This window comes from Streptomyces sp. T028 (assembly GCF_048159505.1).
Taxonomy (GTDB): Bacteria; Actinomycetota; Actinomycetes; order Streptomycetales; family Streptomycetaceae; genus Streptomyces.
The window spans coordinates 197,681-218,598 of record NZ_JBLRVZ010000006.1 but is presented as its reverse complement, the minus strand read 5'-3'; the positions used below and the strand labels follow the sequence as shown (position 1 = coordinate 218,598).

At 70.4% G+C, this 20,918-nt stretch carries 18 protein-coding genes and 1 tRNA gene; 9 read left to right on the top strand and 10 right to left on the bottom strand.

Annotated features, from left to right (window positions below; all coding sequences use genetic code 11):
- Nucleotides 1–85: 85 nt before the first annotated feature.
- From ACLZN2_RS06700 to ACLZN2_RS06690, 3 genes are read right to left on the bottom strand one after another with little or no spacing between them, the layout of a single operon-like run.
- Nucleotides 86–2,230 carry an acetate--CoA ligase family protein gene (locus ACLZN2_RS06700; protein ID WP_416977562.1) on the bottom strand — a complete coding sequence of 715 codons (2,145 nt, stop codon included), beginning with the start codon at nt 2,228–2,230 and terminating at the stop codon, nt 86–88.
- A gap of 4 nt (nt 2,231–2,234) precedes the next feature.
- Nucleotides 2,235–3,467 (bottom strand): formyl-CoA transferase, encoded by a 1,233-nt coding sequence (frc, locus tag ACLZN2_RS06695; protein ID WP_416977434.1) that lies wholly within the window; start codon nt 3,465–3,467, stop codon nt 2,235–2,237.
- An 11-nt stretch (nt 3,468–3,478) separates the two neighbouring features.
- The gene (locus ACLZN2_RS06690) at nt 3,479–5,161 is read right to left on the bottom strand and encodes a thiamine pyrophosphate-binding protein (protein WP_416977433.1); all 1,683 of its coding nucleotides are present in this window, start codon (nt 5,159–5,161) and stop codon (nt 3,479–3,481) included.
- A 143-nt stretch (nt 5,162–5,304) separates the two neighbouring features.
- Here ACLZN2_RS06690 and sucC point away from each other — a divergent pair, with 143 nt between their 5' ends.
- From sucC to ACLZN2_RS06645, 9 genes are all read left to right on the top strand, one after another.
- Nucleotides 5,305–6,441, top strand: a complete 1,137-nt coding sequence (gene sucC, locus ACLZN2_RS06685; protein WP_416977432.1) for an ADP-forming succinate--CoA ligase subunit beta — start codon at nt 5,305–5,307, stop codon at nt 6,439–6,441.
- 14 nt (nt 6,442–6,455) lie between these two features.
- Nucleotides 6,456–7,382 (top strand): succinate--CoA ligase subunit alpha, encoded by a 927-nt coding sequence (gene sucD / locus ACLZN2_RS06680; protein ID WP_416977431.1) that lies wholly within the window; start codon nt 6,456–6,458, stop codon nt 7,380–7,382.
- A gap of 10 nt (nt 7,383–7,392) precedes the next feature.
- The gene (locus tag ACLZN2_RS06675; RefSeq protein ID WP_416977430.1) at nt 7,393–8,934 is read left to right on the top strand and encodes an aldehyde dehydrogenase family protein; all 1,542 of its coding nucleotides are present in this window, start codon (nt 7,393–7,395) and stop codon (nt 8,932–8,934) included.
- Between the two features lie 225 nt (nt 8,935–9,159).
- A tRNA-Leu gene (locus ACLZN2_RS06670) sits at nt 9,160–9,244 on the top strand.
- Between the two features lie 466 nt (nt 9,245–9,710).
- Nucleotides 9,711–10,883, top strand: a complete 1,173-nt coding sequence (locus ACLZN2_RS06665; RefSeq protein ID WP_416977429.1) for an ATP-binding protein — start codon at nt 9,711–9,713, stop codon at nt 10,881–10,883.
- Nucleotides 10,880–11,281 (top strand): roadblock/LC7 domain-containing protein, encoded by a 402-nt coding sequence (locus ACLZN2_RS06660; RefSeq protein WP_416977428.1) that lies wholly within the window; start codon nt 10,880–10,882, stop codon nt 11,279–11,281. The genes ACLZN2_RS06665 and ACLZN2_RS06660 overlap by 4 nt, the downstream gene beginning before the upstream one ends.
- Complete coding sequence (locus ACLZN2_RS06655) at nt 11,278–11,655, top strand: DUF742 domain-containing protein (RefSeq protein ID WP_399097850.1); 378 nt, start codon at nt 11,278–11,280, stop codon at nt 11,653–11,655. The genes ACLZN2_RS06660 and ACLZN2_RS06655 overlap by 4 nt, the downstream gene beginning before the upstream one ends.
- Nucleotides 11,630–12,223, top strand: coding sequence for a GTP-binding protein (locus tag ACLZN2_RS06650; RefSeq protein WP_133913809.1), 594 nt, complete (start codon nt 11,630–11,632; stop codon nt 12,221–12,223). The genes ACLZN2_RS06655 and ACLZN2_RS06650 overlap by 26 nt, the downstream gene beginning before the upstream one ends.
- 8 nt (nt 12,224–12,231) lie before the next feature.
- Entirely contained in the window at nt 12,232–13,578 is a 1,347-nt protein-coding gene (locus tag ACLZN2_RS06645) for a cytochrome P450 (RefSeq protein WP_416977427.1), read from the top strand.
- A 74-nt stretch (nt 13,579–13,652) separates the two neighbouring features.
- Here the strand turns inward: ACLZN2_RS06645 and ACLZN2_RS06640 are convergent, their stop codons facing one another.
- The 7 genes from ACLZN2_RS06640 to ACLZN2_RS06610 form a co-directional block, all read right to left on the bottom strand.
- The gene (locus ACLZN2_RS06640) at nt 13,653–14,951 is read right to left on the bottom strand and encodes a flavin-containing monooxygenase (protein ID WP_416977561.1); all 1,299 of its coding nucleotides are present in this window, start codon (nt 14,949–14,951) and stop codon (nt 13,653–13,655) included.
- A gap of 142 nt (nt 14,952–15,093) precedes the next feature.
- Nucleotides 15,094–15,819: a GntR family transcriptional regulator gene (locus ACLZN2_RS06635; RefSeq protein WP_416977426.1), complete on the bottom strand. Its 726-nt coding sequence runs from the start codon at nt 15,817–15,819 to the stop codon at nt 15,094–15,096.
- Nucleotides 15,820–15,915: 96 nt separating this feature from the next.
- Nucleotides 15,916–16,917 (bottom strand): proline racemase family protein, encoded by a 1,002-nt coding sequence (locus tag ACLZN2_RS06630; RefSeq protein ID WP_416977425.1) that lies wholly within the window; start codon nt 16,915–16,917, stop codon nt 15,916–15,918.
- Between the two features lie 37 nt (nt 16,918–16,954).
- On the bottom strand, nt 16,955–17,860 hold the full coding sequence (locus ACLZN2_RS06625; protein ID WP_416977424.1) for a dihydrodipicolinate synthase family protein: 906 nt from the start codon (nt 17,858–17,860) through the stop codon (nt 16,955–16,957).
- 46 nt (nt 17,861–17,906) lie between these two features.
- Complete coding sequence (locus ACLZN2_RS06620; RefSeq protein ID WP_416977423.1) at nt 17,907–19,310, bottom strand: FAD-dependent oxidoreductase; 1,404 nt, start codon at nt 19,308–19,310, stop codon at nt 17,907–17,909.
- Nucleotides 19,303–19,602, bottom strand: a complete 300-nt coding sequence (locus ACLZN2_RS06615; protein ID WP_416977422.1) for a (2Fe-2S)-binding protein — start codon at nt 19,600–19,602, stop codon at nt 19,303–19,305. The genes ACLZN2_RS06620 and ACLZN2_RS06615 overlap by 8 nt, the downstream gene beginning before the upstream one ends.
- 31 nt (nt 19,603–19,633) lie before the next feature.
- Nucleotides 19,634–20,794, bottom strand: a complete 1,161-nt coding sequence (locus tag ACLZN2_RS06610; protein WP_416977421.1) for an NAD(P)/FAD-dependent oxidoreductase — start codon at nt 20,792–20,794, stop codon at nt 19,634–19,636.
- Nucleotides 20,795–20,918 lie beyond the last annotated feature (124 nt).

The following is a 20,918-nucleotide window of genomic DNA, read 5'->3' as shown; positions in this document are numbered from 1 at the left end:
CGCCCCCTGTCCAATGCCTTTCGTGCGCGCACGGGTCCCGGGGCCGGCCGACGCGCACCCGCCGGCCGGCCCCCTCCTCGTCACCTCATGAACCGTCCCCCAACAGCCCTGCCGCCCGGGCCCAGCGGTACTTCGCACCGAGGACGGCAACCGGTTGCTCGGTCGTGTACGGGTACGCCACGACCCCCCGCTCGAACAGGTACTGGCAGGCCTCCTCGACCTCCACGTCGCCGGCGAGCGACGCGACGATGGGCTTCTGTATGCCGCGTGCACGGAACTCGTCGACCACCCGCGCGGTGAGTTCCGCGAACACCATCGGCGGCGTCACGATGGTGTGCCAGTAGCCGAGGACGAGCGCGTGGATCCGCGGGTCCTCGAGCCCCAGCCGGATCGTCGCCTCGTACGTCGACGGCGGCTCGCCCCCGGTGATGTCGACCGGGTTGCCCGCGGCCCCGAACGGCGGGATGAACTCCCGGAAAGCCGCGTCCAGGTCCGGCGGGATCTCCATCAGGGTCAGTCCGCTGTCGGTGACCGCGTCGGACAGCAGCACCCCGCTGCCGCCGGCCCCGGTGATGATCACCACGTTGTCACCCTGCGGAGTCGGCAGCACGGGCAACGCGCGCGCGTACTCCAGCATGTCGTTCAGGCCCGGCGCCCTGATCACGCCCGCCTGCCGCAGGATGTCGTCGTACACGGCGTCGTCGCCCGCGAGCGCCCCCGTGTGCGAACCGGCCGCCTTCGCCCCGGCCGCCGTACGGCCCGCCTTCAGGACGACAACCGGTTTCTTCGGTACGGTGGCCCGCGCCGCCTCGACGAACGCGCGCCCGTCCTTGAGGTCCTCCAGGTGCATCGCGATGCACCGGGTGTGCGGGTCCTCGCCGAACCAGGTGAGCAGGTCGTCCTCGTCCAGGTCCGACTTGTTGCCGAGCCCGACGATCGCCGACACGCCCGTCTTCGTCGTGCGGGCGAACCCGAGGATCGCCATCCCGATGCCGCCCGACTGCGAGGTCAGCGCCACTTGGCCCTTGACGTCGTACGGCGTGCAGAACGTGGCGCACAGGTCCTGCCAGGTCGAGTAGTAGCCGTAGATGTTCGGCCCGAGCAGCCGTACGCCGTACCGCTCGCCGATCGCCACGATCTCCGCCTGGAGTTCGTGCTCCCCGGTCTCGGCGAAACCGGAGGGAATGAGTACGGCGTTGGGGATCCCCTTGCGTCCCACCTCCTCCAGGGCCGAGGCCACGAACTGGGCGGGGATCGCGAAGACCGCCACATCCACCTCACCGGGAACGTCCGTGACACTCTTGTACGCCTTGCGGCCCAGAATGTCATCGGCCCGGGGGTTCACCGGATGGATGTCGCCGGCGAAACCGCCGTCGATGAGGTTGCGCATCACCGAGTTGCCGATCTTGCCCTGCTCGTTGGAGGCGCCGATGACGGCGACGGAGCGGGGCTGCATCAGACGGCGCATCGTCGACAGGATCTCGTCGCGTGTATACCGTCGACGGGTCGCTGTCTGCGACTGACTGAGGATCACCCGGATGTCGGCGGCCGTCGCCCTTTCCGGCGTCGCGATCACCGGGTTGAGGTCCACCTCCGCGATCTCCGGGAAGTCCGCGACCAGTTGCGACACCCGCCGGATCTGCTCGGCGACCGCCCACCGGTCCACTCCGGCCTGCCCGCGCACCCCGCGCAGGATCTCCGCCGACCGGATCGAGTCCAGCATCGACAGCGCCTCGTCGGCGTCCACCGGCGCCAGCCGGAATGTGACGTCCTTGAGCACCTCGACGAGCACCCCGCCGAGCCCGAACGCCACGACCTTCCCGAACGTCGGATCGGTGACCGCCCCGACGATGACCTCCTGGCCCTTCGGCAGGAGCTCCTGGATCTGCACGCCCTCGATCCGGGCGTCGGCGTCGTAGGCTCGCGCGTTCTCCACGATCCGGTGGAACGCCGCTCGTACGTCCACCGCACCCTCGACACCCACGACGACCCCGCCGGCGTCGGTCTTGTGCAGGATGTCCGGTGAGACGATCTTCATCACCACCGGCCCGCCGAAGCGTGCCGCGTACGCCACGGCCTCCTCGACGTCCGTCGCCAGTTCCTCGCCCGGTACGGCGATCCCGTACGCGTCGGCGATCACCTTGCCCTCGGGTGCGGTGAGCGCGGTGCGCCCCTCGCCCCGCACGGCGTCGAGCAGCGCGCGCACCCGCGCGATCCGGTCCTCGGCCATCACGTCAGATCACCCCGTTCGACTTGAGCAGACGCAACTCCCCGTCACCGAGGCCGAGTTCGCCGATGTAGATCTCCGCGTTGTGTTCGCCGAGCAGCGGGGAGGAGGTCACCTCGACGGGGGAGTCGGAGAGCTTCAGCGGACTGCCGACGGTGGTGAACTCGCCGCGCTGCGGGTGCGGGACGCGGACCACCATCTCGTTGGCGACCAGCGACTCGTCCTCGATGATCTCCTTGGTGGAAAGGATCGGCCCGCAGGGGATGTTGTGGGCGTTGAGCCGCTCCAGCACCTCCCACTTGGGCAGCGTCGAGGACCACTCCTCGATCAGCTGGAACATCTTGTTCAGCTTGGGCAGCCGGGCCTCGGGCGTGGCCCACTCGGGGTCGTCCGCCAGTTCGGGCCGGCCGATGAGCTCGGTGAGCGGGCGCCAGCCGACGGGCTGCACGATCACGTACACGTAGTCGTTGGGGCCGCCCGGCGCGCACTTGACCGCCCAGCCGGGCTGTCCGCCGCCGGAGGCGTTGCCGGAGCGGGGCACCTCGTCGCCGAAGTCGTCGTTGGGGTACTCGGCGAGCGGCCCGTGCGCCAGGCGCTGCTGGTCGCGCAGTTTCACCCGGCACAGGTTGAGCACGGCGTGCTGCATGGCGACGTTGACCCGCTGACCGCGTCCGGTCCGCTCCCGCTGAAAGAGTGCCGCCAGTATCCCGGCCACTGTATGCACTCCCGTGCCCGAGTCACCGATCTGTGCGCCCGTCGCCAGCGGCGGCCCGTCCTCGAAACCGGTCGTCGCCATCGATCCGCCCATGGCCTGGGCGACGACCTCGTACGCCTTGAAGTCGGTGTACGGCCCCTCCCCGAAGCCCTTGATCGATGCGTACACGATCCTGGGGTTGATCTCCTGTATGCGATCCCAGGCGAACCCCATACGGTCGACCGCACCCGGGCCGAAGTTCTCCACCATCACGTCCGAACGCCGGATCAGTTCGGTGAGGATCTCCTTGCCGCGCTCGGTCTTGGTGTTGAGGGTGATGCTCCGCTTGTTGCAGTTGAGCATCGTGAAGTAGAGGGAGTCGACGTCCGGGAGGTCGCGCAGCTGCTTACGTGTGATGTCACCGGAGGGCGCCTCCAGTTTCACGACGTCGGCGCCGAGCCAGGCGAGCAGCTGGGTCGCGGAGGGCCCGGACTGGACGTGGGTCATGTCGAGGACGCGAATGCCCTCAAGTGCCCTGGCGGTCATGGGCGTTCACCTCACTTGTACATGGTCTGGTTCATGGTTCCGGGGGCGTACGCGTCCGGGTCCACCCAGACGTTGATCAGCGAGGGCTTCCCCGACTCGCGGGCGCGGCGCAGCGCCGGGCCGATGTCGGCGGGGTCGCGCACCTCCTCGCCGTAACCGCCCAGCATCTGGGCGAACTTGTCGTAGTGGACGTCGCCGAGGGTGTTGCCGACCCGCTCGCGCTCCACGCCGTACTTGGCGGCCTGCCCGTAACGGATCTGGTTCATCGAGGAGTTGTTGCCGACGATCCCGACGAACGGCAGGTCGTAGCGGACGAGGGTCTCGAAGTCCCAGCCGGTGAGGGAGAACGCGCCGTCGCCGAAGAGTGCCACGACCTCCTTGTCGGGCCGTGCCTGCTTGGCCGCGAGGACGAAGGGGACGCCGACACCGAGGGTGCCGAGTGGTCCCGGATCCATCCAGTGGCCGGGCGACTTGGGCTGCACGACCTGCCCGGAGAAGGTGACGATGTCGCCGCCGTCGCCGATGTAGATCGAGTCCTCGGTGAGGAAGTCGTTGATCTCGCTCACCAGACGGTAGGGGTGGATGGGGGAGGCGTCCGAGCGCAGCTGCGGCAACCGCTTCTCGATCGCGATCTGTTCGGCCGCCCGCAGCTCGTCGAGCCACTCCTTGCGCTTCGAGGCCCCGCCGTTGATCCGCCCGGAGGCCGCCTCCGTCACCGACTTCAGCACCAGGCCCGCGTCGCCGACGATGCCGAGGTCGATGTCGCGGTTCTTGCCGACGGTCCGGTAGTCGAGGTCGATCTGCACGACCGTCGCGTTCGGGGAGAGCCGCTTGCCGTAGCCCATGCGGAAGTCGAAGGGCGTGCCGACGATCACGATGACGTCGGCGTTCGAGAAGGCGTAGCGGCGCGAGAGCTGGAAGTGGTGCGGGTCGCCGGGCGGCAGGGTGCCTCGGCCGGCGCCGTTCATGTACGCGGGGATGTTCAGCGTGCGCACCAGTTCGACGGCGGCCTCGGTGCCCCGGGTCGTCCACACCTGGCCGCCCAGCAGGATGGCGGGCTTCTCCGCGTGCACGAGGAGGTCGGCGAGCTTCTCGACCGCCTCGGGGTCGCCGGCCGAACGCGTCGAGGCGCGGTAGGCACCGGCCTCGGGGACGCGCGCCCTGGACACCGGCACCTTGGCGTCCAGGACGTCGCGCGGGATCTCCAGGAAGGAGGGTCCGGGTGCGCCGTGATAGCACTCGCGGAACGCCATCGACACCATGTCCGCGGCGCGGGCCGTGTCCGGTACGGTCGCCGCGAACTTGGTGATCGGCGCCATCATGTCGACGTGCGGCAGGTCCTGGAGGGATCCCATCTTGTGCTGGGTGAGCGCGCCCTGACCGCCGATCAGCAGCATCGGGGACTCCGCGCGGAAGGCGTTGGCGACACCGGTGACGGCGTCGGTGGTGCCGGGGCCGGCCGTGACCACCGCGCAGCCGGGCCTGCCGGTGATGCGCGCGTAGCCGTCGGCGGCGTGCGCGGCGACCTGCTCGTGGCGTACGTCGACGACTTCTATGCCCTCGTCGACGCAGCCGTCGTAGATGTCGATGATGTGGCCGCCGCACAGGGTGTAGATGCGGTCGACCCCCTCCGCCTTCAGGGCCTTGGCCACGAGATGGCCGCCGGAGATCACGTCCTGCGTGTCGTCGGGCATGGCGAAGTCCTGTCCCTTCGTAGGGGGTGGGATGCCGTCTGCAGTACATTGCATACAGTCGACGAATACTGTATGAAGCTTGTTATCCCGCATCCGGTGGGTGGTGTCCAGGGGGCGTGCGGCACTTTCAGACAGGAGCCGAAATGGACCTGTACGAACACCAGGCAAGGGAACTCTTCGAGGAACACGGCATCCCGGTGCCGAGGGCCGGGGTCACCGACTCGCCCAAGGAGGCGCGCGGGATCGCCCGTCGGCTCGGCGGCAGGGTCGTGGTGAAAGCCCAGGTCAAGACGGGCGGACGGGGCAAGGCAGGAGGGGTCAAGCTCGCCGCCGACCCGGCCGCCGCCGAGCTCACGGCACGTCAGATCCTGGGCATGGACATCAAGGGGCACACGGTCGGCACGGTGATGCTGGCCCAACCCGTCGACATCGACACCGAGTTCTACGTCTCCTACGTACTGGACCGCGCGGCCGGACGGTTCCTCGCGATCGCCTCCGCCGAGGGCGGCATGGAGATCGAGGAGGTGGCCGCCACCCGGCCCGGGGCGGTCGCCCGGATCCCCGTCGACCCGGCCGTGGGCGTCACCTCGGCGAAGGCCGCCGAGATCGCCGCCGCGGCCGGATTCCCCTCGCAGACCGTCGACGTCCTCATGCGGCTGTGGCAGGTCGTGGTCCGCGAGGACGCACTGCTCGTCGAGGTCAACCCGCTCGTGCGCACCCGGCAGGGGCAGTTTCTCGCCCTCGACGGCAAGGTCACCCTCGACGACAACGCCGCCTTCCGGCAGGCCCGTTGGGCCGTCGGCGCGGACACCGACGGACACGCCGACCCGCTGGAGGCGGCCGCCGCGGCCAGGGGCCTGCACTACGTCCGGCTCGACGGCGAGGTCGGTGTCATCGGCAACGGCGCCGGTCTCGTCATGTCCACCCTCGACGTGGTCGCCGGCTGCGGCGCCCGCCCCGCCAACTTCCTCGACATCGGCGGCGGAGCGTCCGCGCAGGTCATGGCCGACGGACTGGCCGTCATCCTGTCCGACCCCGCCGTGAAGTCCGTACTCGTCAACGTCTTCGGCGGCATCACCGTGTGCGACGCCGTCGCCGAGGGCATCGTGCGGGCCCTGGACACCGTACGGCTGACCAGGCCGCTCGTCGTGCGGCTCGACGGCAACAACGCGGCCAGGGGGCGCGCGATCCTCGACGAGCACCGGCATCCCCTGGTCCAGCAGGTCACCACCATGGACGGCGCCGCGCGCCGCGCCGCCGAGCTCGCCACCGCTGCCTGAGGAGACCGGACACCATGGCCATTTACCTCACCAAGGAGAGCAAGGTCCTCGTCCAGGGCATGACCGGCGGCGAGGGCATGAAGCACACCCGGCGCATGCTCGCGGCCGGCACGAACGTCGTCGGCGGCGTCAACCCGCGCAAGGCGGGCCGTACCGTCGACTTCGACGAGCGTGCCGTACCCGTCTACGGGTCGGTCGCCGACTGTATGCAGTCGACCGGCGCCGATGTGAGTGTCGTCTTCGTCCCGCCCGCGTTCGTCAAGGCGGCGGTGACGGAGGCCGCCGATGCCGGGATCGGCCTCGCCGTCGTCATCACCGAGGGCGTCCCCGTCCACGACTCCGTCTCCTTCACCGCGTACGCGAAGGCACGCGGAACGCGGGTCGTCGGACCGAACTGCCCCGGCCTGATCACCCCCGGTCAGTCCAACGCGGGCATCATCCCGGCCGACATCACCAAGCCGGGCCGTATCGGACTGGTCTCCAAGTCCGGCACGCTCACCTACCAACTCATGTACGAACTACGGGACATCGGGTTCTCGACCTGTGTCGGCATCGGCGGCGACCCCGTCGTCGGCACCAGCCACATCGACTGCCTGGCCGCCTTCCAGGACGACCCCGACACCGAACTCGTCGTCCTCATCGGGGAGATCGGAGGCGACGCCGAAGAGCGTGCCGCGGCCTTCATCCGCGACCACGTCACCAAGCCCGTCGTCGCCTACGTCGCCGGCTTCACCGCGCCCGAGGGCCGGACGATGGGGCACGCGGGCGCGATCGTGTCCGGTACGTCGGGCACCGCACAGGCCAAGAAGGAGGCGCTGGAGGCGGCCGGGGTCCGGGTGGGCGGTACACCGACCGAGACCGCCCGGCTCGCCCTCGCCGTACTGGACGCAGACGCAGACGCAGACGCAGACGCAGACACAGACACAGACGAAGGGGTGTGACCCCATCCCCATGGCCACCGCCCTCACCCTGAAGTCCGGCACCTCCTGGGCCGACGCCTGGCGGCGCTGCCTCGCCACGGCCCCGGAGGCCTTCCGCGACGACCGTGTCCTCAACCTCTGGAACGCCGGCTGGCACGCGGACGGCCGTACGCTGCCCGCCACCAGCCCCGTCGACGGCACCCCCGTCGCCGGACCGCCCCGCCTCGACGCGGACACCGCGCACCGCGCCGTCCGTGCCGCCCTCGACCAGCACCGCGCGTGGCGGCACGTCCCGCTCGGCGAACGCCGGGCCCGCATCGCCGCCACCCTCGACGCCCTCGCCGCGCACCGCGAACTCCTCGCCCTGCTGCTGGTGTGGGAGATCGGCAAACCGTGGCGGCTCGCGCAGGCCGACGTGGACCGGGCCGTCGACGGGGTGCGCTGGTACGTCGACGGCATCGAACAGATGCTGGCGGGCCGCGCTCCGCTGGACGGACCGGTCTCCAACATCGCGAGCTGGAACTACCCGATGAGCGTGCTCGTTCACGCAGTGCTGGTGCAGGCACTGGCGGGCAACGCGGTGATCGCCAAGACCCCCACCGACGGCGGTGTCGCCTGTCTGACCCTGGCCTGCGCACTGGCCGCCCGGGAGGGGATTCCCGTCACTCTCCTGAGCGGCAGCGGGGGCGAGCTGTCCCAGGCGCTGGTGCGGGCGCCCGAGATCGGCTGCGTCTCCTTCGTCGGCGGCCGCGACACCGGCGCAGCCGTGGCCACGGCCGTCGCCGACCTCGGCAAACGGCATGTACTCGAACAGGAGGGACTCAACACCTGGGGCATCTGGAACTACTCGGACTGGGACACCCTCGGCGGCGTGATCCCCAAGCTGTTCGACTACGGCAAGCAGCGCTGCACCGCGTATCCGCGGTTCGTCGTCCAGCGCGAGCTGTTCGACGCCTTCCTCACCGCCTACCTCCCGGCGGTGCGCACACTCACGGTCGGACACCCACTGGCCGTGGACCGGCCCTCGGACCCCTACCCCCGGCTGGACTTCGGGCCGGTGATCAACGCGGCCAAGGCCAAGGAGCTGCGCGACCAGGTCGCCGAGGCCGTCGACCGCGGCGCCGTCCCGCTGTACCGCGCCGATCCGGCCGACGCGCGTTTCCTGCCCGGCCAGGACACCTCGGCGTACGTCCAGCCCGTCGCGCTCCTCGATCCGCCGCCGTCCTCGCCGCTGCACCACGCGGAGCCGTTCGGACCGGTCGACACGATCGTCCTGGTCGACACGGAGGCGGAGCTGCTCGCCGCGATGAACGCGTCCAACGGCGCGCTCGTCGCGACCCTGTCCACGGACGACCGCGCCACCTACGAGCGCCTGGCCCCACAGATCCGCGCCTTCAAGGTCGGACACGGCCGGCCCCGCTCGCGCGGCGACCGTGAGGAGCTCTTCGGCGGTTTCGGCGCGTCCTGGCGGGGCGCGTTCGTCGGCGGCGAACTGCTGGTGCGCGCGGTGACCCGGGGACCGGCGGGGGAGCGGCTGCCGGGGAACTTCCCGGAGTACCGGCTGACGCCCTGACGCCCCGCCCGCCTACTGTCCGTCTCACGGGTGGCCGCCGGGTCCTCGTACGACACGAGGACCCGGACGGAGCGGGTGACCGGTCCGTCACATCGTGTGATGCCCCCCGGGTCCGGCCGCCCAGGGTGTCTGACGAGCGGATATGCAGGTGAAACGCACTCCGAAAGCTTGGTATTGTTGTCCATGTCGCCGCGGGGAACACCCCAGACGGCCGACAGACACCTTGTCCGGGTGGCGGAATGGCAGACGCGCTAGCTTGAGGTGCTAGTGCCCTTTATCGGGCGTGGGGGTTCAAGTCCCCCCTCGGACACTCTCACTCTCCGTACCGAGTGGTCTTGGCCCGGTGAGTGCCTGAAACCCGTGCTCGGCTCCCGCCAGGTACGGGTTTTCTCGTTCCCGACCGCCCCTGGCCCTTCCCGGCCGTTCCTCGCCTTCTCGGTCGGCAGCAATTGCTGGGATCTCGCCCGAATGTCGCGGAAGCCCGTTTATCACTTGTTCTGTCACGGTAGTCGCGCGGGTCGTCGTGGAGGCGCTTACCAGTACGGCTGACGGGTCGTCAACGTTCTTCAGGATCCCCACATTGACGGTCTGTGTTGTCTTCTTGTGGTGATACGATCACGCTCGCTTGTAGAGCGGGCGGATGGGTGCAAGACGACATCTCCGACTACGGGGACAGTCCGGGCGGCAACTCCGATGCGGGCGGTCCGCCGGTCCACCCGCATATTGACGGGAATTCAGCAACTGGCCGTCAGTCGAGGCCGCCTGAAGAGAGTCTTATGACTGATTACATACAGAACCCGGTACTCTGGGCTCTCCTCGTCGCCGTACTCGTCGCAGTCGCCGTCATTGTTCGCCAGCGCAGGGCGGCGCGGACGTTAAGGCAGGAGTTCGCAGATGTCCGGGCTCGCCACGCCGAGCTCGAGAACGGGTACGCGAAATCCGTCGAGGCAGCTCAGGAAAGAGCCGAAGAGGCTACGAAAACGGTCTTGAAGTCCGCCATGCGGACGCTCCAGGGCCTTGCCGCGGAACAGCAGTTGATCGTCTCCCGGCTGCAGAGCAAATACGGTGAGTCGATCATCCTCCAGGACCTGCTGGAGATCGACCACACGAACTCCCAGTTCGGTCGGCGTGCCCAGTCCATCGCCGTCCTCTGTGACGGCTGGCTCGGACGTCAGCGCGATGTCGCCTCCGTTTACGACGTCGTCCGCAGCGCCCAGGGCAGGGTCCGCCATTACCGGCGGGTGGAAATTCTCTCGCAGGTCGACTTCGGCATCACCAGCCGTGCCGTCGAACCGGTCGCCCTGGCCCTCGCCGAACTCCTCGACAACGCCACCAGCTATTCCAGCCCGGACACCGTCGTCGAAATCAACATCCGCACCGTGCCCAAGGGTATTTGCATCGTCGTCGACGACGCCGGTGTCGGTATGAACGACGAGGAACGGGCCCGCGCCGAGAAACTCCTGTCCAGCGAGCGTGTCTCCGGTGTCTCCGCACTCGGAAACCCGCCGCAGTTCGGCTTCGCGGTGGTCGGCGTGCTCAGCGAGCGCTTCGGCTTCGAGGTGTCCGTGGACTCCTCCTCCCCCTACGGAGGTGTCCGCGCGGTCCTTCTCCTGCCGCACGACCTGCTCACCTCGGCACCCGAGCAGAGGGAGCCGGCCCCGGTCCCGTCCACCGGGACGGCCGCCCCGATCACCGGTGGTCCCGAGGCCCCGGTGGCCATCGGCACCACCTCCGACGGTCTGCCCAAGCGCCGCCGCAAGCGGCCGATGGCCATCGTGCCCGGCAGCGCCTCGAACGGCTCCGGTCCCACCCGATCCGGCGCGGAGACGGCGGCGATCATGGGCGCCTTCCAGCGCGGCACCCGGTCCGGCCGGGCCACGCAGACGGACCCCGCGGAACAGTCGAGCAGCACCCGTGGTGCAAGCAGCGAAGGGCATGAGTTCTCGTGAACGACGATCTGTCATGGATGCTTGACAGCGCCCTGGAGATTCCCGGGGCCCTGCACGCCGTCCTGATCTCCGCCGACGGCCTGTTGATGGCGCGGACGCAGGACTTCGGCAAGGACGACGCGGACCGCGTGGCCGCCGCGATGAGCGGTGTGCAGTCGCTCAGCCGCTCGCTCGCCTTCTTCTGCGAGGACGGCAGCCAGAAGTGGCGGCAGACGCTGGTCGAGTTCGACGGCGGCTGGGTCTTCCTGATCTCCGCCGGAGAGGGTGCCTACCTCGGCGTCTCCGCCTCACCGGACGTCGACATGCAGGACATCACCTTCCGTATGCAACAGCTCGTCGGCCAGCTCGGCAAGGCCCTGACGACCCCGCCGCGCGAGAACCACGGCGTACGGTCATGACCGGTTTCGACGAACTGGAGCCCCAGACACCGGAGTTAGTGCGTCCGTACGTCATCACCAAGGGACGCGGACTCCCCGACGAGGACAAGCTCTCCCTCATCACCCTCGTCACGGCCGCCGCCGACCAGCAGCAGCGGCCCACCCGGCTGTCGCCCGAGGAGCAGAACCTGCTCGACCTGTGCTCGGCCGGCTACCTGTCCGTCGCCGAGATCGCGGGACACACCCAACTGCCCCTCGGCGTCGTCAAGATCCTCCTCGCGGCCCTCACCGAGGGCGGCTACCTCGTCACCCGCCCGCCCGTACAGCGGGCCCCGCTCGCCGACAGGGAGATCCTGGAGGAGGTGCTGAATGGTCTCAGGGCCAAGTTTGGATGAGAAGGCGTACGTCCGTGAGGGCGCGACCCAGACGGCGGTCAAGATTCTCGTCGTGGGTCACTTCGCGGTGGGCAAGACCACGTTCATCGGGGCGATCTCCGAGATCGAACCGCTGTCCACCGAGGAGACGATGACGCGGGCCGCCGAGTCCGTCGACGACCTCAAGGGAGTCCAGGGCAAGACCACCACCACGGTCGCCATGGACTTCGGCCGTCTGACCATCAGCGACCGCGTCGTGCTGTACCTGTTCGGAACACCGGGCCAGCAGCGTTTCGTACAGATGTGGGAGGACATGGCGCGCGGCGCGCTCGGCGCGCTGGTGCTGGTCGACCCCGAGCGACTCGCCGACTCCTTCGGCGTGATCGACCTGATCGAGCAGTACGGACTCGACTACGCCATCGCCGTCAACCACTTCGACGGCTCGCCGCTGCGCGACGAGATGGCCCTGCGCGAAGCACTGGACCTGCTCGACGACACCCCCGTCGTCACCTGCGACGCACGGGACGAACGGTCCTCGGCCGAAGCGCTGATCACCCTCGTCCGTCACCTGCAGGACCGTGCCCACTAGGAGCAGACATGGACGCCCAACCCACCGCCCCCGTGCCCCCTCCGGGTTGCCCGGCGCACCAGCCCGGCGGCAGAGTGCCGCTGTACGGGCCGGAGTACGCGGCCGACCCGCAGGCCTACTACGCATACCTGCGGCACTACGGGCCCACCGCGCCCGTGGAGATCACCCCGGGAGTCGAGGCCACCCTCGTCACCGACTACGCCACCGCTCTCCAACTCCTGCAGGACTCCGGCTCCTTCCGTAAGGACGCGCGCCGCTGGCGGGACCTCAACGAGGGCCGGATCGCCCCCGACAGTCCCGTCCTCCCTGTGCTCGCCCACCGGCCCAACTGCATGTACAGCGACGGCGCCGAACATCTGAGGCTGCGTCAGTCCATCACGGACAGCATGTCGCGCATCGACCCGATGAAGCTGAGCCAGAGCGTCGAGCGGATCTCCGACTTCCTCATCTCCCAGTTCGCCGAACGCGGTTCGGCCGACCTCATCGGCTCCTACGCGAAGCAGCTTCCGCTGTTCGTGTTCAACGAGCTGTTCGGCTGCACCGCCGACATCGGCGACCGCGTCTTCTTCGGCATCTCCGGCATATTCGACGGAGTCAACGCCGAGAAGGCGGGTGAGGTGCTGTTCCAGGCCGTCGGCGAACTGATCGCCCTCAAGCGGCGCAAGCCCGGCGAGGACGTCACCTCCTGGCTGCTGAAGCATCACACGGGCCTGACCGACGAGGAGATGCTGCACCAGGTCGCCCTGCTGCTGGGCGCGGGCGCCGAGCCCCTGGTCAACCTCATCGGCAACACCCTGCACCGGCTGCTCACCGACGACCGGTACGCCAACGAGGGCGGGCTGATCGAGGAGGCGATGGACGACACGTTGTGGGAGAACCCGCCCATGACCACCTTCGCCGCCCACTACCCGGTGTCCGACATGGAGTTCGCGGGCCAGAAGCTCACCGCCGGTGACCTGATGCTGATCGGTATCGGCGCCGCCAACACAGGGCCCGCACTGTCGGCGGCCCGTAAAGCCGGCAGCAACCGGGCGCACCTCGCCTGGAGCGCCGGACCACACGCCTGCCCCTCGAAGGAACCCGCCCGGCAGATCGCCGTGTCGGCCATCGAGAACCTCCTCAACCGGCTGCCGGACGTCGAACTCAGCGTTCCTGAAAGCAGCCTGACGTGGCGTCCGGGTGCTTTCAGTCGCGGTCTCGCCACACTCCCCGCCCGGTTCACCCCGATCAAGCCGGTGGCTCGGCCGACCCGGCAGACCACCGCACAGGCGTCGGCGCGCCCGACTCCGGTGGCCGCCCGCCAGCCCGAGCAGGCAGGTGTGTGGAGCAAGTTCCTCAACTGGCTGACCAAGTAGCTCCACACGGCAGTTCCACACGAGAAGGCCGGATGCCCGCCCTCCGGGGCGGGCATTCCCTTGCTTCGGGCGTTTCACCGGGAGGAGTACTCCTCCCGCAGCTCCCGCAGATACGGAGCCATGTCGACCTGGATCGACGCACCCTCCCGTTGCCCGTACTGACCCGCGATACCGCTCAGGTACGTCGCGATCTCCTTGCGCATGAACTCCGTCTCCGGCAGCAGCGCGTCGCCGGTGACGAGCCGCGCGATCCACCGTGCCTGGGCCTCCACCAGCCGCGTGATCGAACCGACGGGGCGGATCAGGCCGGCGAAGAACAGACCGGGACGATCCGGGGCGACGACCCGTTTGTACAGCTCGACCGAGCCCTGCGCGCCGACCGGGCAGCCGGGCTCCAGGAACGGGAAGGACAGCCGGTAGCCGGTGCAGTACACGATCGCGTCGGCTCTGACCGATGTGCCGTCGGTGAAGGAGACCCGGTCGCCGTTGATGGCGTCGATCGCGGTCCTCGGCGTGACCGCGCCGTGGCGGATACGGCTGAGGATCTCGTCGGAGATGGTGATGGCCGTGGCGAAGAGCGGGTGGTCCGGCTCGGGCAGGCCGTAGTCGCTGAGCTTGCCGCGGGCGACCAGCAGGGCCTGTTCGATGAAGTGGCGCTGTTCGGACAGGGACATACTGATCCACCACGGCGCGTCGGCTATCTGGTCGAGGGCCATGCCGAACAACTGCTTGGGTACGATGTGCAGCCCCCGGCGCACCGAGAGCATGGTCTGCTCGGCGTACCGGGACAGGTCGGCGGCGACGTCCACCGCGGTGGCGCCGAGCCCCACGACGATGACGCGCTGTCCTGCGTACTCGCTGCCGTCGAGGTAGTCGAGGGAATGGCGAATCGTTCCGGTGAACGTTTCCGCGCCCGGCGGCAGCGCGGGCATCGACGGCTCCGAGTTGTGCCCGGAGGCGACGATCACGTGGGAGAAGCGGCGGGACGAGAGGGTGCCGTCGGCATCCCGGCTGACCACCGTCCACCCGCCGTCGGCGTCCTGCCGTACGGAGTCCACGGTCGTCCCCAGCTCGATGCGGTCCAGTACGCCGGCCCACTCGGCGAACGCGCGTAGATATGTGGCGATCTGGTTGTGCCGGGGATAGAGCGGGTAGGAGTCCGGCATCGGGTATTCCGAGTAACCCGTCAGCGGCTTGGCGGTGTTGAGGTGCAGCGACAGATAGCCGGGGCCGCGCTCGCCGGCTTGCGGCCGACGCCAGATACCCCCGACATCGCTCGCCTGCTCCAGGCAGACGAAGTCGACCCCGGCGGTCTTGAGGGCGTGTGCCGTCGCTAGACCCGACAGACCCGCACCTATCACACACAGCCGCACGAATTCCCCCACAAGTGAGATGCCATCCTTTCATGTACGGGCAAGTAACTGCCCATCCGGCGCATCTCCCACGCTTCGCCCGCCCGCGACAAGGATCACAGGCGGGGGCCGGCGAAAAAGGTGTGATCAGGGGTGGAAGCGGTTACCTCCCGGCAGGTCGCCCGTGTTCCTCGTGGGCCGCGGCCCACAGACCCCGCACATGCCCGAGGTGCCGTGTCATGACCTCGCGCACGGCCTGCTCGTCGCGTGCCAGAAGGGCGTCCAGGAGTTCCAGGTGCTCCTCGGCGGAGGCCAGCAGCCGGCCCGAAGCGGACAGCGCGGTCAGGCCGTAGAGCCGGGCCCGGCCGCGCAGGTCCCGGACCACGTCCACGAGATGGGCGTTGCCGGCCAGGGCGAGCAGACCCAGGTGGAAACGGGTGTCGGCCTCGACATAGGCGATGAGATCACCCGCCACCGCCGCGGCGACGATCTCCCGGGCGGCCGGCCGCAGCGCCTCCAGCGACACCGGGTCGGCGGTCGTCGCCAGCCCCGCCACCGTGGGGATCTCGATGAGCCCGCGGACGTGCGTGTACTCGTCGAGCTGCCGGTCGGAGACCTCGGTGACCCGGAACCCCTTGTTGGGCACCGCGTCCACCAGGCCCTCCTTGGCCAGGTCCAGCATCGCCTCGCGCACCGGCGTCGCCGAGACACCGAAGCGGGCGGCCAGGACCGGCACCGAGTACACCTCGCCGGGCAGGAGTTCGCCCGCGATCAGCGCGGCCCGCAGTGCGTCGGCGACCCGCTCACGGAAGCTGCTGCGCCGGCCGCCGAGCACAGGGAGCGAGGGCGCGGCGGGCGTCGGGCTGCTGCTCGGGGGCGGGGCGGCCATGGGCGGGTCTCCTCGGTACGGGCTGTGCCATATCACGTATCACCAGTATCTACGGCGGTGAAGTCCCCGGCGTCACGGCGTCACGGCGGAACGGCGTCACAGCACGAACCCCGCCGGGAACGGGTCCGTCGGGTCCAGCAGGTACTGTGCCGTTCCGGTGACCCAGGCACGCCCGGTGAAGCTGGGAAGGACGGCGGGACGGCCGGCCACCTCCGTCGTACCGAGCAGTCGGCCCGTGAACCGGGTGCCGATGAACGACTCGTTCACGAACTCGGTGTGCAACGGGAGTTCACCCCGCGCGTGCAACTGCGCCATCCGCGCGCTCGTCCCCGTACCGCAGGGGGAGCGGTCGAACCAGCCCGGATGGATGGCCATCGCGTGCCGGGAGTGGCGGGCGGTGGCGCCGGGCGCGTACAGGTGGACGTGGTGGCAGCCGCGGATCGACGGGTCCTCCGGATGGACCGGCTCCTCCTCGGAGTTGATCGCCTCCATCAGCGACAGCCCGGCCCGCAGGATGTCGTCCTTGCGTGCCCGGTCGAAGGGGAGCCCGAACTCCTCCAGCGGCAGGATCGCGTAGAAGTTCCCGCCGTACGCGAGGTCGTACGTCACCGTACGGCCGTCGGCCAGGGTCGCCTTGCGGTCCAGGCCGACGGAGAACGACGGCACGTTCCGCAGGGTGACCGCCGTGGCCGCGCCGTCCTCCACCGCCACCTCGGCGACGACGAGCCCGGCCGGGGTGTCCAGACGGATGGTCGTGACCGGTTCGACGACATCGACCATGCCGGTCTCCACGAGCACGGTCGCCACGCCGATCGTGCCGTGCCCGCACATCGGCAGATAGCCGGAGACCTCGATGTAGACCACGCCCCAGTCGCAGTCCGGCCGGGTGGGCGGCTGGAGGATCGCGCCGCTCATGGCGGAGTGCCCGCGCGGCTCGTTCATCAGCAACTGCTTGATGTCGTCGCGGTGTTCACGGAAGTACAGCCGCCTCTCGTTCATGGTCGCGCCCGGGATGGTGCCGATCCCGCCGGTGATCACCCGCGTCGGCATGCCCTCGGTGTGCGAGTCGACGGCGTGCAGGACGAGTCTGCTGCGCATGAAGTCTCCCTCCGTGCGGTGGATTCGGGCCGGACCGTCATGCCAGGCCTGCGGCCAGGACCTTCTCGGTGGCCGCGCGGACGGCCGCCTCCTGCTCCGGCGGCAGCGGGCCGCGCGGCGGACGGCACCGGCCGCCGTGCCGGCCCACCACGTCCATCGACAGTTTGATCGCCTGCACGAACTCGACGCGCGAGTCCCAGCGCAGCAGGGGATGCAACTGCCGGTACAGCGGCAGGGCGGTGGTGAGGTCCCCGGCGATCGCCGACCGGTACAGCTCCACGGAGGCCCTCGGTAGCGCGTTGGGGTATCCGGCCACCCAGCCCTTGGCCCCGGCCACCGCCAACTCCAGCAGTACGTCGTCGGCCCCGATCAACAGGTCGAGTTCCGGGGCGAGTTCGGCGATCCGGTAGGCGCGCCGGACATCGCCGGAGAACTCCTTCACCCCGTGGATGTGGCCCTCGCCGTGCAGCCGGGCCAGGAGTTCGGGCACGAGGTCGACCTTGGTGTCGATCGGGTTGTTGTAGGCCACCACCGGCAGTCCCGCCCCGGCGACCTCCGCGTAGTGGGCCAACACCGCCCGCTCGTCGGCGCGGTAGGCGTTGGGCGGCAGCAGCATCACCGCCCCGCAGCCCGCCTCGCCCGCCTGTTCCGCCCAACGCCGGGCCTCCGCCGAGCCGTACGCCGCGACGCCCGGCATCACCCGGTCCCCGCCGATCGCGGCCACCGCGGTCTCCACCACCCGGGCGCGCTCCTCGGGCGTGAGGACCTGGTACTCGCCGAGCGAGCCGTTCGGTACGACGCCGTCACAGCCGTTCGCCACGAGCCAGGCGCAGTGCTCTGCGTAACGGTCGTGGTCCACGGAGAGGTCGTCGCGGAGGGGGAGCGCGGTGGCGACGAGGACGCCTCGCCAGGGTCGGTGCTCGGAGGTGGTCACGTCGGTCATGGGAGCCGGCCTCTCTTCCGTTCTTTCGTCGACGGCATGTGACATATCACTGGGTGCCCAGGGGTTCGGTGGGTGCGGCCAGGACGCCGAGGGGGACCGGCCGGGCGAGCAGTCTGCGGGCCGGGGCAGGGGCACAGCCGGTCACCCCCGCCACCCCGGGTTCGCACATCCTGCCCTGGCACCAGCCCATCCCGGCCCGCGTCAGCAGCTTCACGGTGCGCAGATCGCCCGCGCCCAGCGAGCCCACGGCCTCACGGACCGCCCCGGCCGAGACCTCCTCGCACCGGCACACCACCGTCTCGTCGGTCACCTGCTCCGCCCAGTGGGCCGCGGGCGCGTAGGCGCCGTCGAGTCCGGCGAAGAAGGCACGCAGTCGGGTACGGGTCCGGGCCGCCGGTGCCCACCCGCCCGGGTCGGGGGTGGTGCCCCGCAGACGGGCCGCCGCCGAGCGTCCGGCGATGTGGCCCTCGGCCAGCGAAAGGGCCGCGCCGCCGATGCCCGTCGTCTCTCCGGCGGCCCAGACGCCGGGGACGTCGGTGCGCTGTTCGTCGTCCACGCGCACGGCCGGCCCGTCGAGACCGCAGCCGAGCCCGTCCGCGAGATCGGTGTGCGGCAGCAGCCCGTGGCTCACGGCGAGCGCGTCGCAGCGGACACGGCGCTCGCTGCCGGGCACCGGGCGCCCCTCGGAGTCGAGCGCGGCCACGGTGACGGACTCCAGTCGCTCGCTGCCGTGCGCCTCCAGCACCGTATGACGAACCATTACAGAGACGCCATGTCCGAGGAGTTGGGCCGCGTATCCGGCGCCCTCGACGAGCTTGGCCGGGGCCCCGGCGAGGGAGCGGGCCCGGCGTACGAACTCCCTCGGGTCGGCCGACTCGACCAGGGCGGCCACCTTCGCGCCCGCCGCCGCGAGGCCGGTGGCGACGGGCAGCAGCAGCGGGCCCGTGCCGGCCACGACCACCGTACGGCCCGGCAGCGCGAGTCCGTCCTTCAGCAGCGCCTGCGCGCCCCCCGCGGTGACCACACCGGGCAGCGTCCAGCCCGGGAACGGCAGGGCCTTCTCGTATCCACCGGTCGCCAGCAGCACTCCATCGGCCTGGAGCGCGACGGACTCCCGCTGATCGGGACCGAGCAGCGCGTGCACCGTGAATCCCGCCGACTCCCGCTCCACACACCACACATGACGATCACTCAGACAGGTGACCTGTCCGGCGGCGAGCCGTGCGTCCAGTCCGCTGCGCAGACGTTGCCAGGTCCGCCACCGGTGATGGAGCGCCTGAGGGCGGCGGGCGCCGAGGCCGCGCGCGGGCTGCCGGTAGAACTGGCCGCCCGGTGCGGAGGCGGAGTCGACCAGTGTCACCCGGACACCCCGCGCGGCCGCCGCCAGCGTGGCGGCGAGACCGGCCGGCCCCGCCCCGATCACCGCGAGCACCGGGCGGCGTTCAGTCATCGTGCCCCGTCCCCTCCTGCGTACGGACGTCAGCGCCCGGCACCGCGGGAACCAGGCAGGCCCGCTGGTTGGGGCGGCCGTCGACGGTGACCAGGCAGTCGAAGCACACGCCGATCCCGCAGAACACCCCACGCGGCCGGCCCTCGCCCCGTGTGCCGCGCCAGGCGCAGACCCCCGCGGACCACAGCACGGCCGCGAGGGTCTGCCCCGGCAGCGCCTCGATCTCCCGGCCGTCGAAGGTGACGGTGAACGGCGCACCGGGTCGGGCCCGCACCAGACGCAGCGGATTCAAGGGCGGCCTCCGCGCAAGGACTTGTGGGTGTTCACCGTGCGGCCTCCTCGGTCTCGGCGAAGCGGTCGGGGCGGAACGGCGTCAGGTCCAGCTCCGGGCTCCGGCCGGTCAGCGCCTGTGCGAGCAGCTGTCCGGTGCCGGTGGCGAGCCCGATGCCCGCGCCCTCGTGCCCGCAGGCGTGGAACAGCCCCGGTACCCGCGGGTCGGGCCCGATCGCGGGCAGATGGTCGGGCAGATAGGGGCGGAAACCGAGGTAGGTGCGCATCACCCGCACGTCCGTCAGGAACGGAAACAGCCGGGTCGCCCCGGCGGCGAGCGCCCGTACGACCGGCAGGGAGAACGACCGGTCGAAGCCCACCCGTTCACGGCTCGCGCCGATCAGCACGGGGCCGGCGGCGGTGCCCTCGACGACCGGCGAGGTCTGCAGGGCGGCGGAGTCGCTGGCCACGTCGGCCACGTAGTCGGCGGCGTACACCTTGTGCCGCACCCGGGGCGGCAACGGCTCGGTGACCAGGACGAACCCACGGCGGGGGAGCACCGGCAGGGCCGCTCCCGCCATCGCCGCGATCTCACCGCCCCAGGTTCCGGCCGCGTTCACCACGGCCGGCGCGAGGAGGTCGCCCCGGTCGGTGCGTACGCCGCGCACGGCCCCGTCGCCGCCGCGCAGGACACTCGTCACGGTCCGGCCCGTCTCCAGACGCGCACCGGAGGCCCGTACGAGATGGGCGGCGGCCAGGGTGGGCATCACCTGGGCGTCCTGGGGATACAGGACACCGCCCGCGAGGTCGGGCGCCAAGTGTGGCTCACAGTCGGGCAGTCGGGCGGGACTGACGGCGACCGTCTCCACCCCGGCGGCGCGCTGCCCGGCGGCCAGATCGGTCAGGGCGCCGAGGGACTCGGGCGTGGACGCGACGACGAGCCCGCCCTTCGGCTCGTACTCCACGTCCACGCTCAGCTGTTCGGCGAGCTCCGCCCACAAACGCAGGGACAGCAGGGCGAGTTGGAGTTCGGGACCGGGCTCCTTGTCGGAGACGAGGAGGTTGCCCTCGCCCGCGCCGGTGGTGCCGCCCGCCACCGGACCGCGGTCCACCAGGACGACGTCGAGCCCGGCTCGGGCCGCGTACAGCGCACAGGCGGCGCCCACCATGCCGGCGCCGACGACCACGACGTCACCGCTCGGTCGCTTGGTCACCGCAGTAATATGTCACATGGTTCTGGCGTGAGGAAGAAGGCCGGGGCGCGGAAGGGCGGCCCGCGCGTGAACCGGGCGTCCCGGACGTCCTGGACGACCCGGGCGCCCCGGACCGGCGGGACGG

Excerpts from the sequence above, each read along its gene's own strand:
- ACLZN2_RS06700 (WP_416977562.1), bottom strand. The coding sequence starts at position 2,230 with ATGGCCGAGGACCGGATCGCGCGGGTGCGCGCGCTGCTCGACGCCGTG.
- frc (WP_416977434.1), bottom strand. The coding sequence starts at position 3,467 with ATGACCGCCAGGGCACTTGAGGGCATTCGCGTCCTCGACATGACCCAC.
- ACLZN2_RS06690 (WP_416977433.1), bottom strand. The coding sequence starts at position 5,161 with ATGCCCGACGACACGCAGGACGTGATCTCCGGCGGCCATCTCGTGGCC.
- sucC (WP_416977432.1), top strand. The coding sequence starts at position 5,305 with ATGGACCTGTACGAACACCAGGCAAGGGAACTCTTCGAGGAACACGGC.
- sucD (WP_416977431.1), top strand. The coding sequence starts at position 6,456 with ATGGCCATTTACCTCACCAAGGAGAGCAAGGTCCTCGTCCAGGGCATG.
- ACLZN2_RS06675 (WP_416977430.1), top strand. The coding sequence starts at position 7,393 with ATGGCCACCGCCCTCACCCTGAAGTCCGGCACCTCCTGGGCCGACGCC.
- ACLZN2_RS06665 (WP_416977429.1), top strand. The coding sequence starts at position 9,711 with ATGACTGATTACATACAGAACCCGGTACTCTGGGCTCTCCTCGTCGCC.
- ACLZN2_RS06655 (WP_399097850.1), top strand. The coding sequence starts at position 11,278 with ATGACCGGTTTCGACGAACTGGAGCCCCAGACACCGGAGTTAGTGCGT.
- ACLZN2_RS06650 (WP_133913809.1), top strand. The coding sequence starts at position 11,630 with ATGGTCTCAGGGCCAAGTTTGGATGAGAAGGCGTACGTCCGTGAGGGC.
- ACLZN2_RS06645 (WP_416977427.1), top strand. The coding sequence starts at position 12,232 with ATGGACGCCCAACCCACCGCCCCCGTGCCCCCTCCGGGTTGCCCGGCG.
- ACLZN2_RS06635 (WP_416977426.1), bottom strand. The coding sequence starts at position 15,819 with ATGGCCGCCCCGCCCCCGAGCAGCAGCCCGACGCCCGCCGCGCCCTCG.
- ACLZN2_RS06630 (WP_416977425.1), bottom strand. The coding sequence starts at position 16,917 with ATGCGCAGCAGACTCGTCCTGCACGCCGTCGACTCGCACACCGAGGGC.
- ACLZN2_RS06625 (WP_416977424.1), bottom strand. The coding sequence starts at position 17,860 with ATGACCGACGTGACCACCTCCGAGCACCGACCCTGGCGAGGCGTCCTC.
- ACLZN2_RS06620 (WP_416977423.1), bottom strand. The coding sequence starts at position 19,310 with ATGACTGAACGCCGCCCGGTGCTCGCGGTGATCGGGGCGGGGCCGGCC.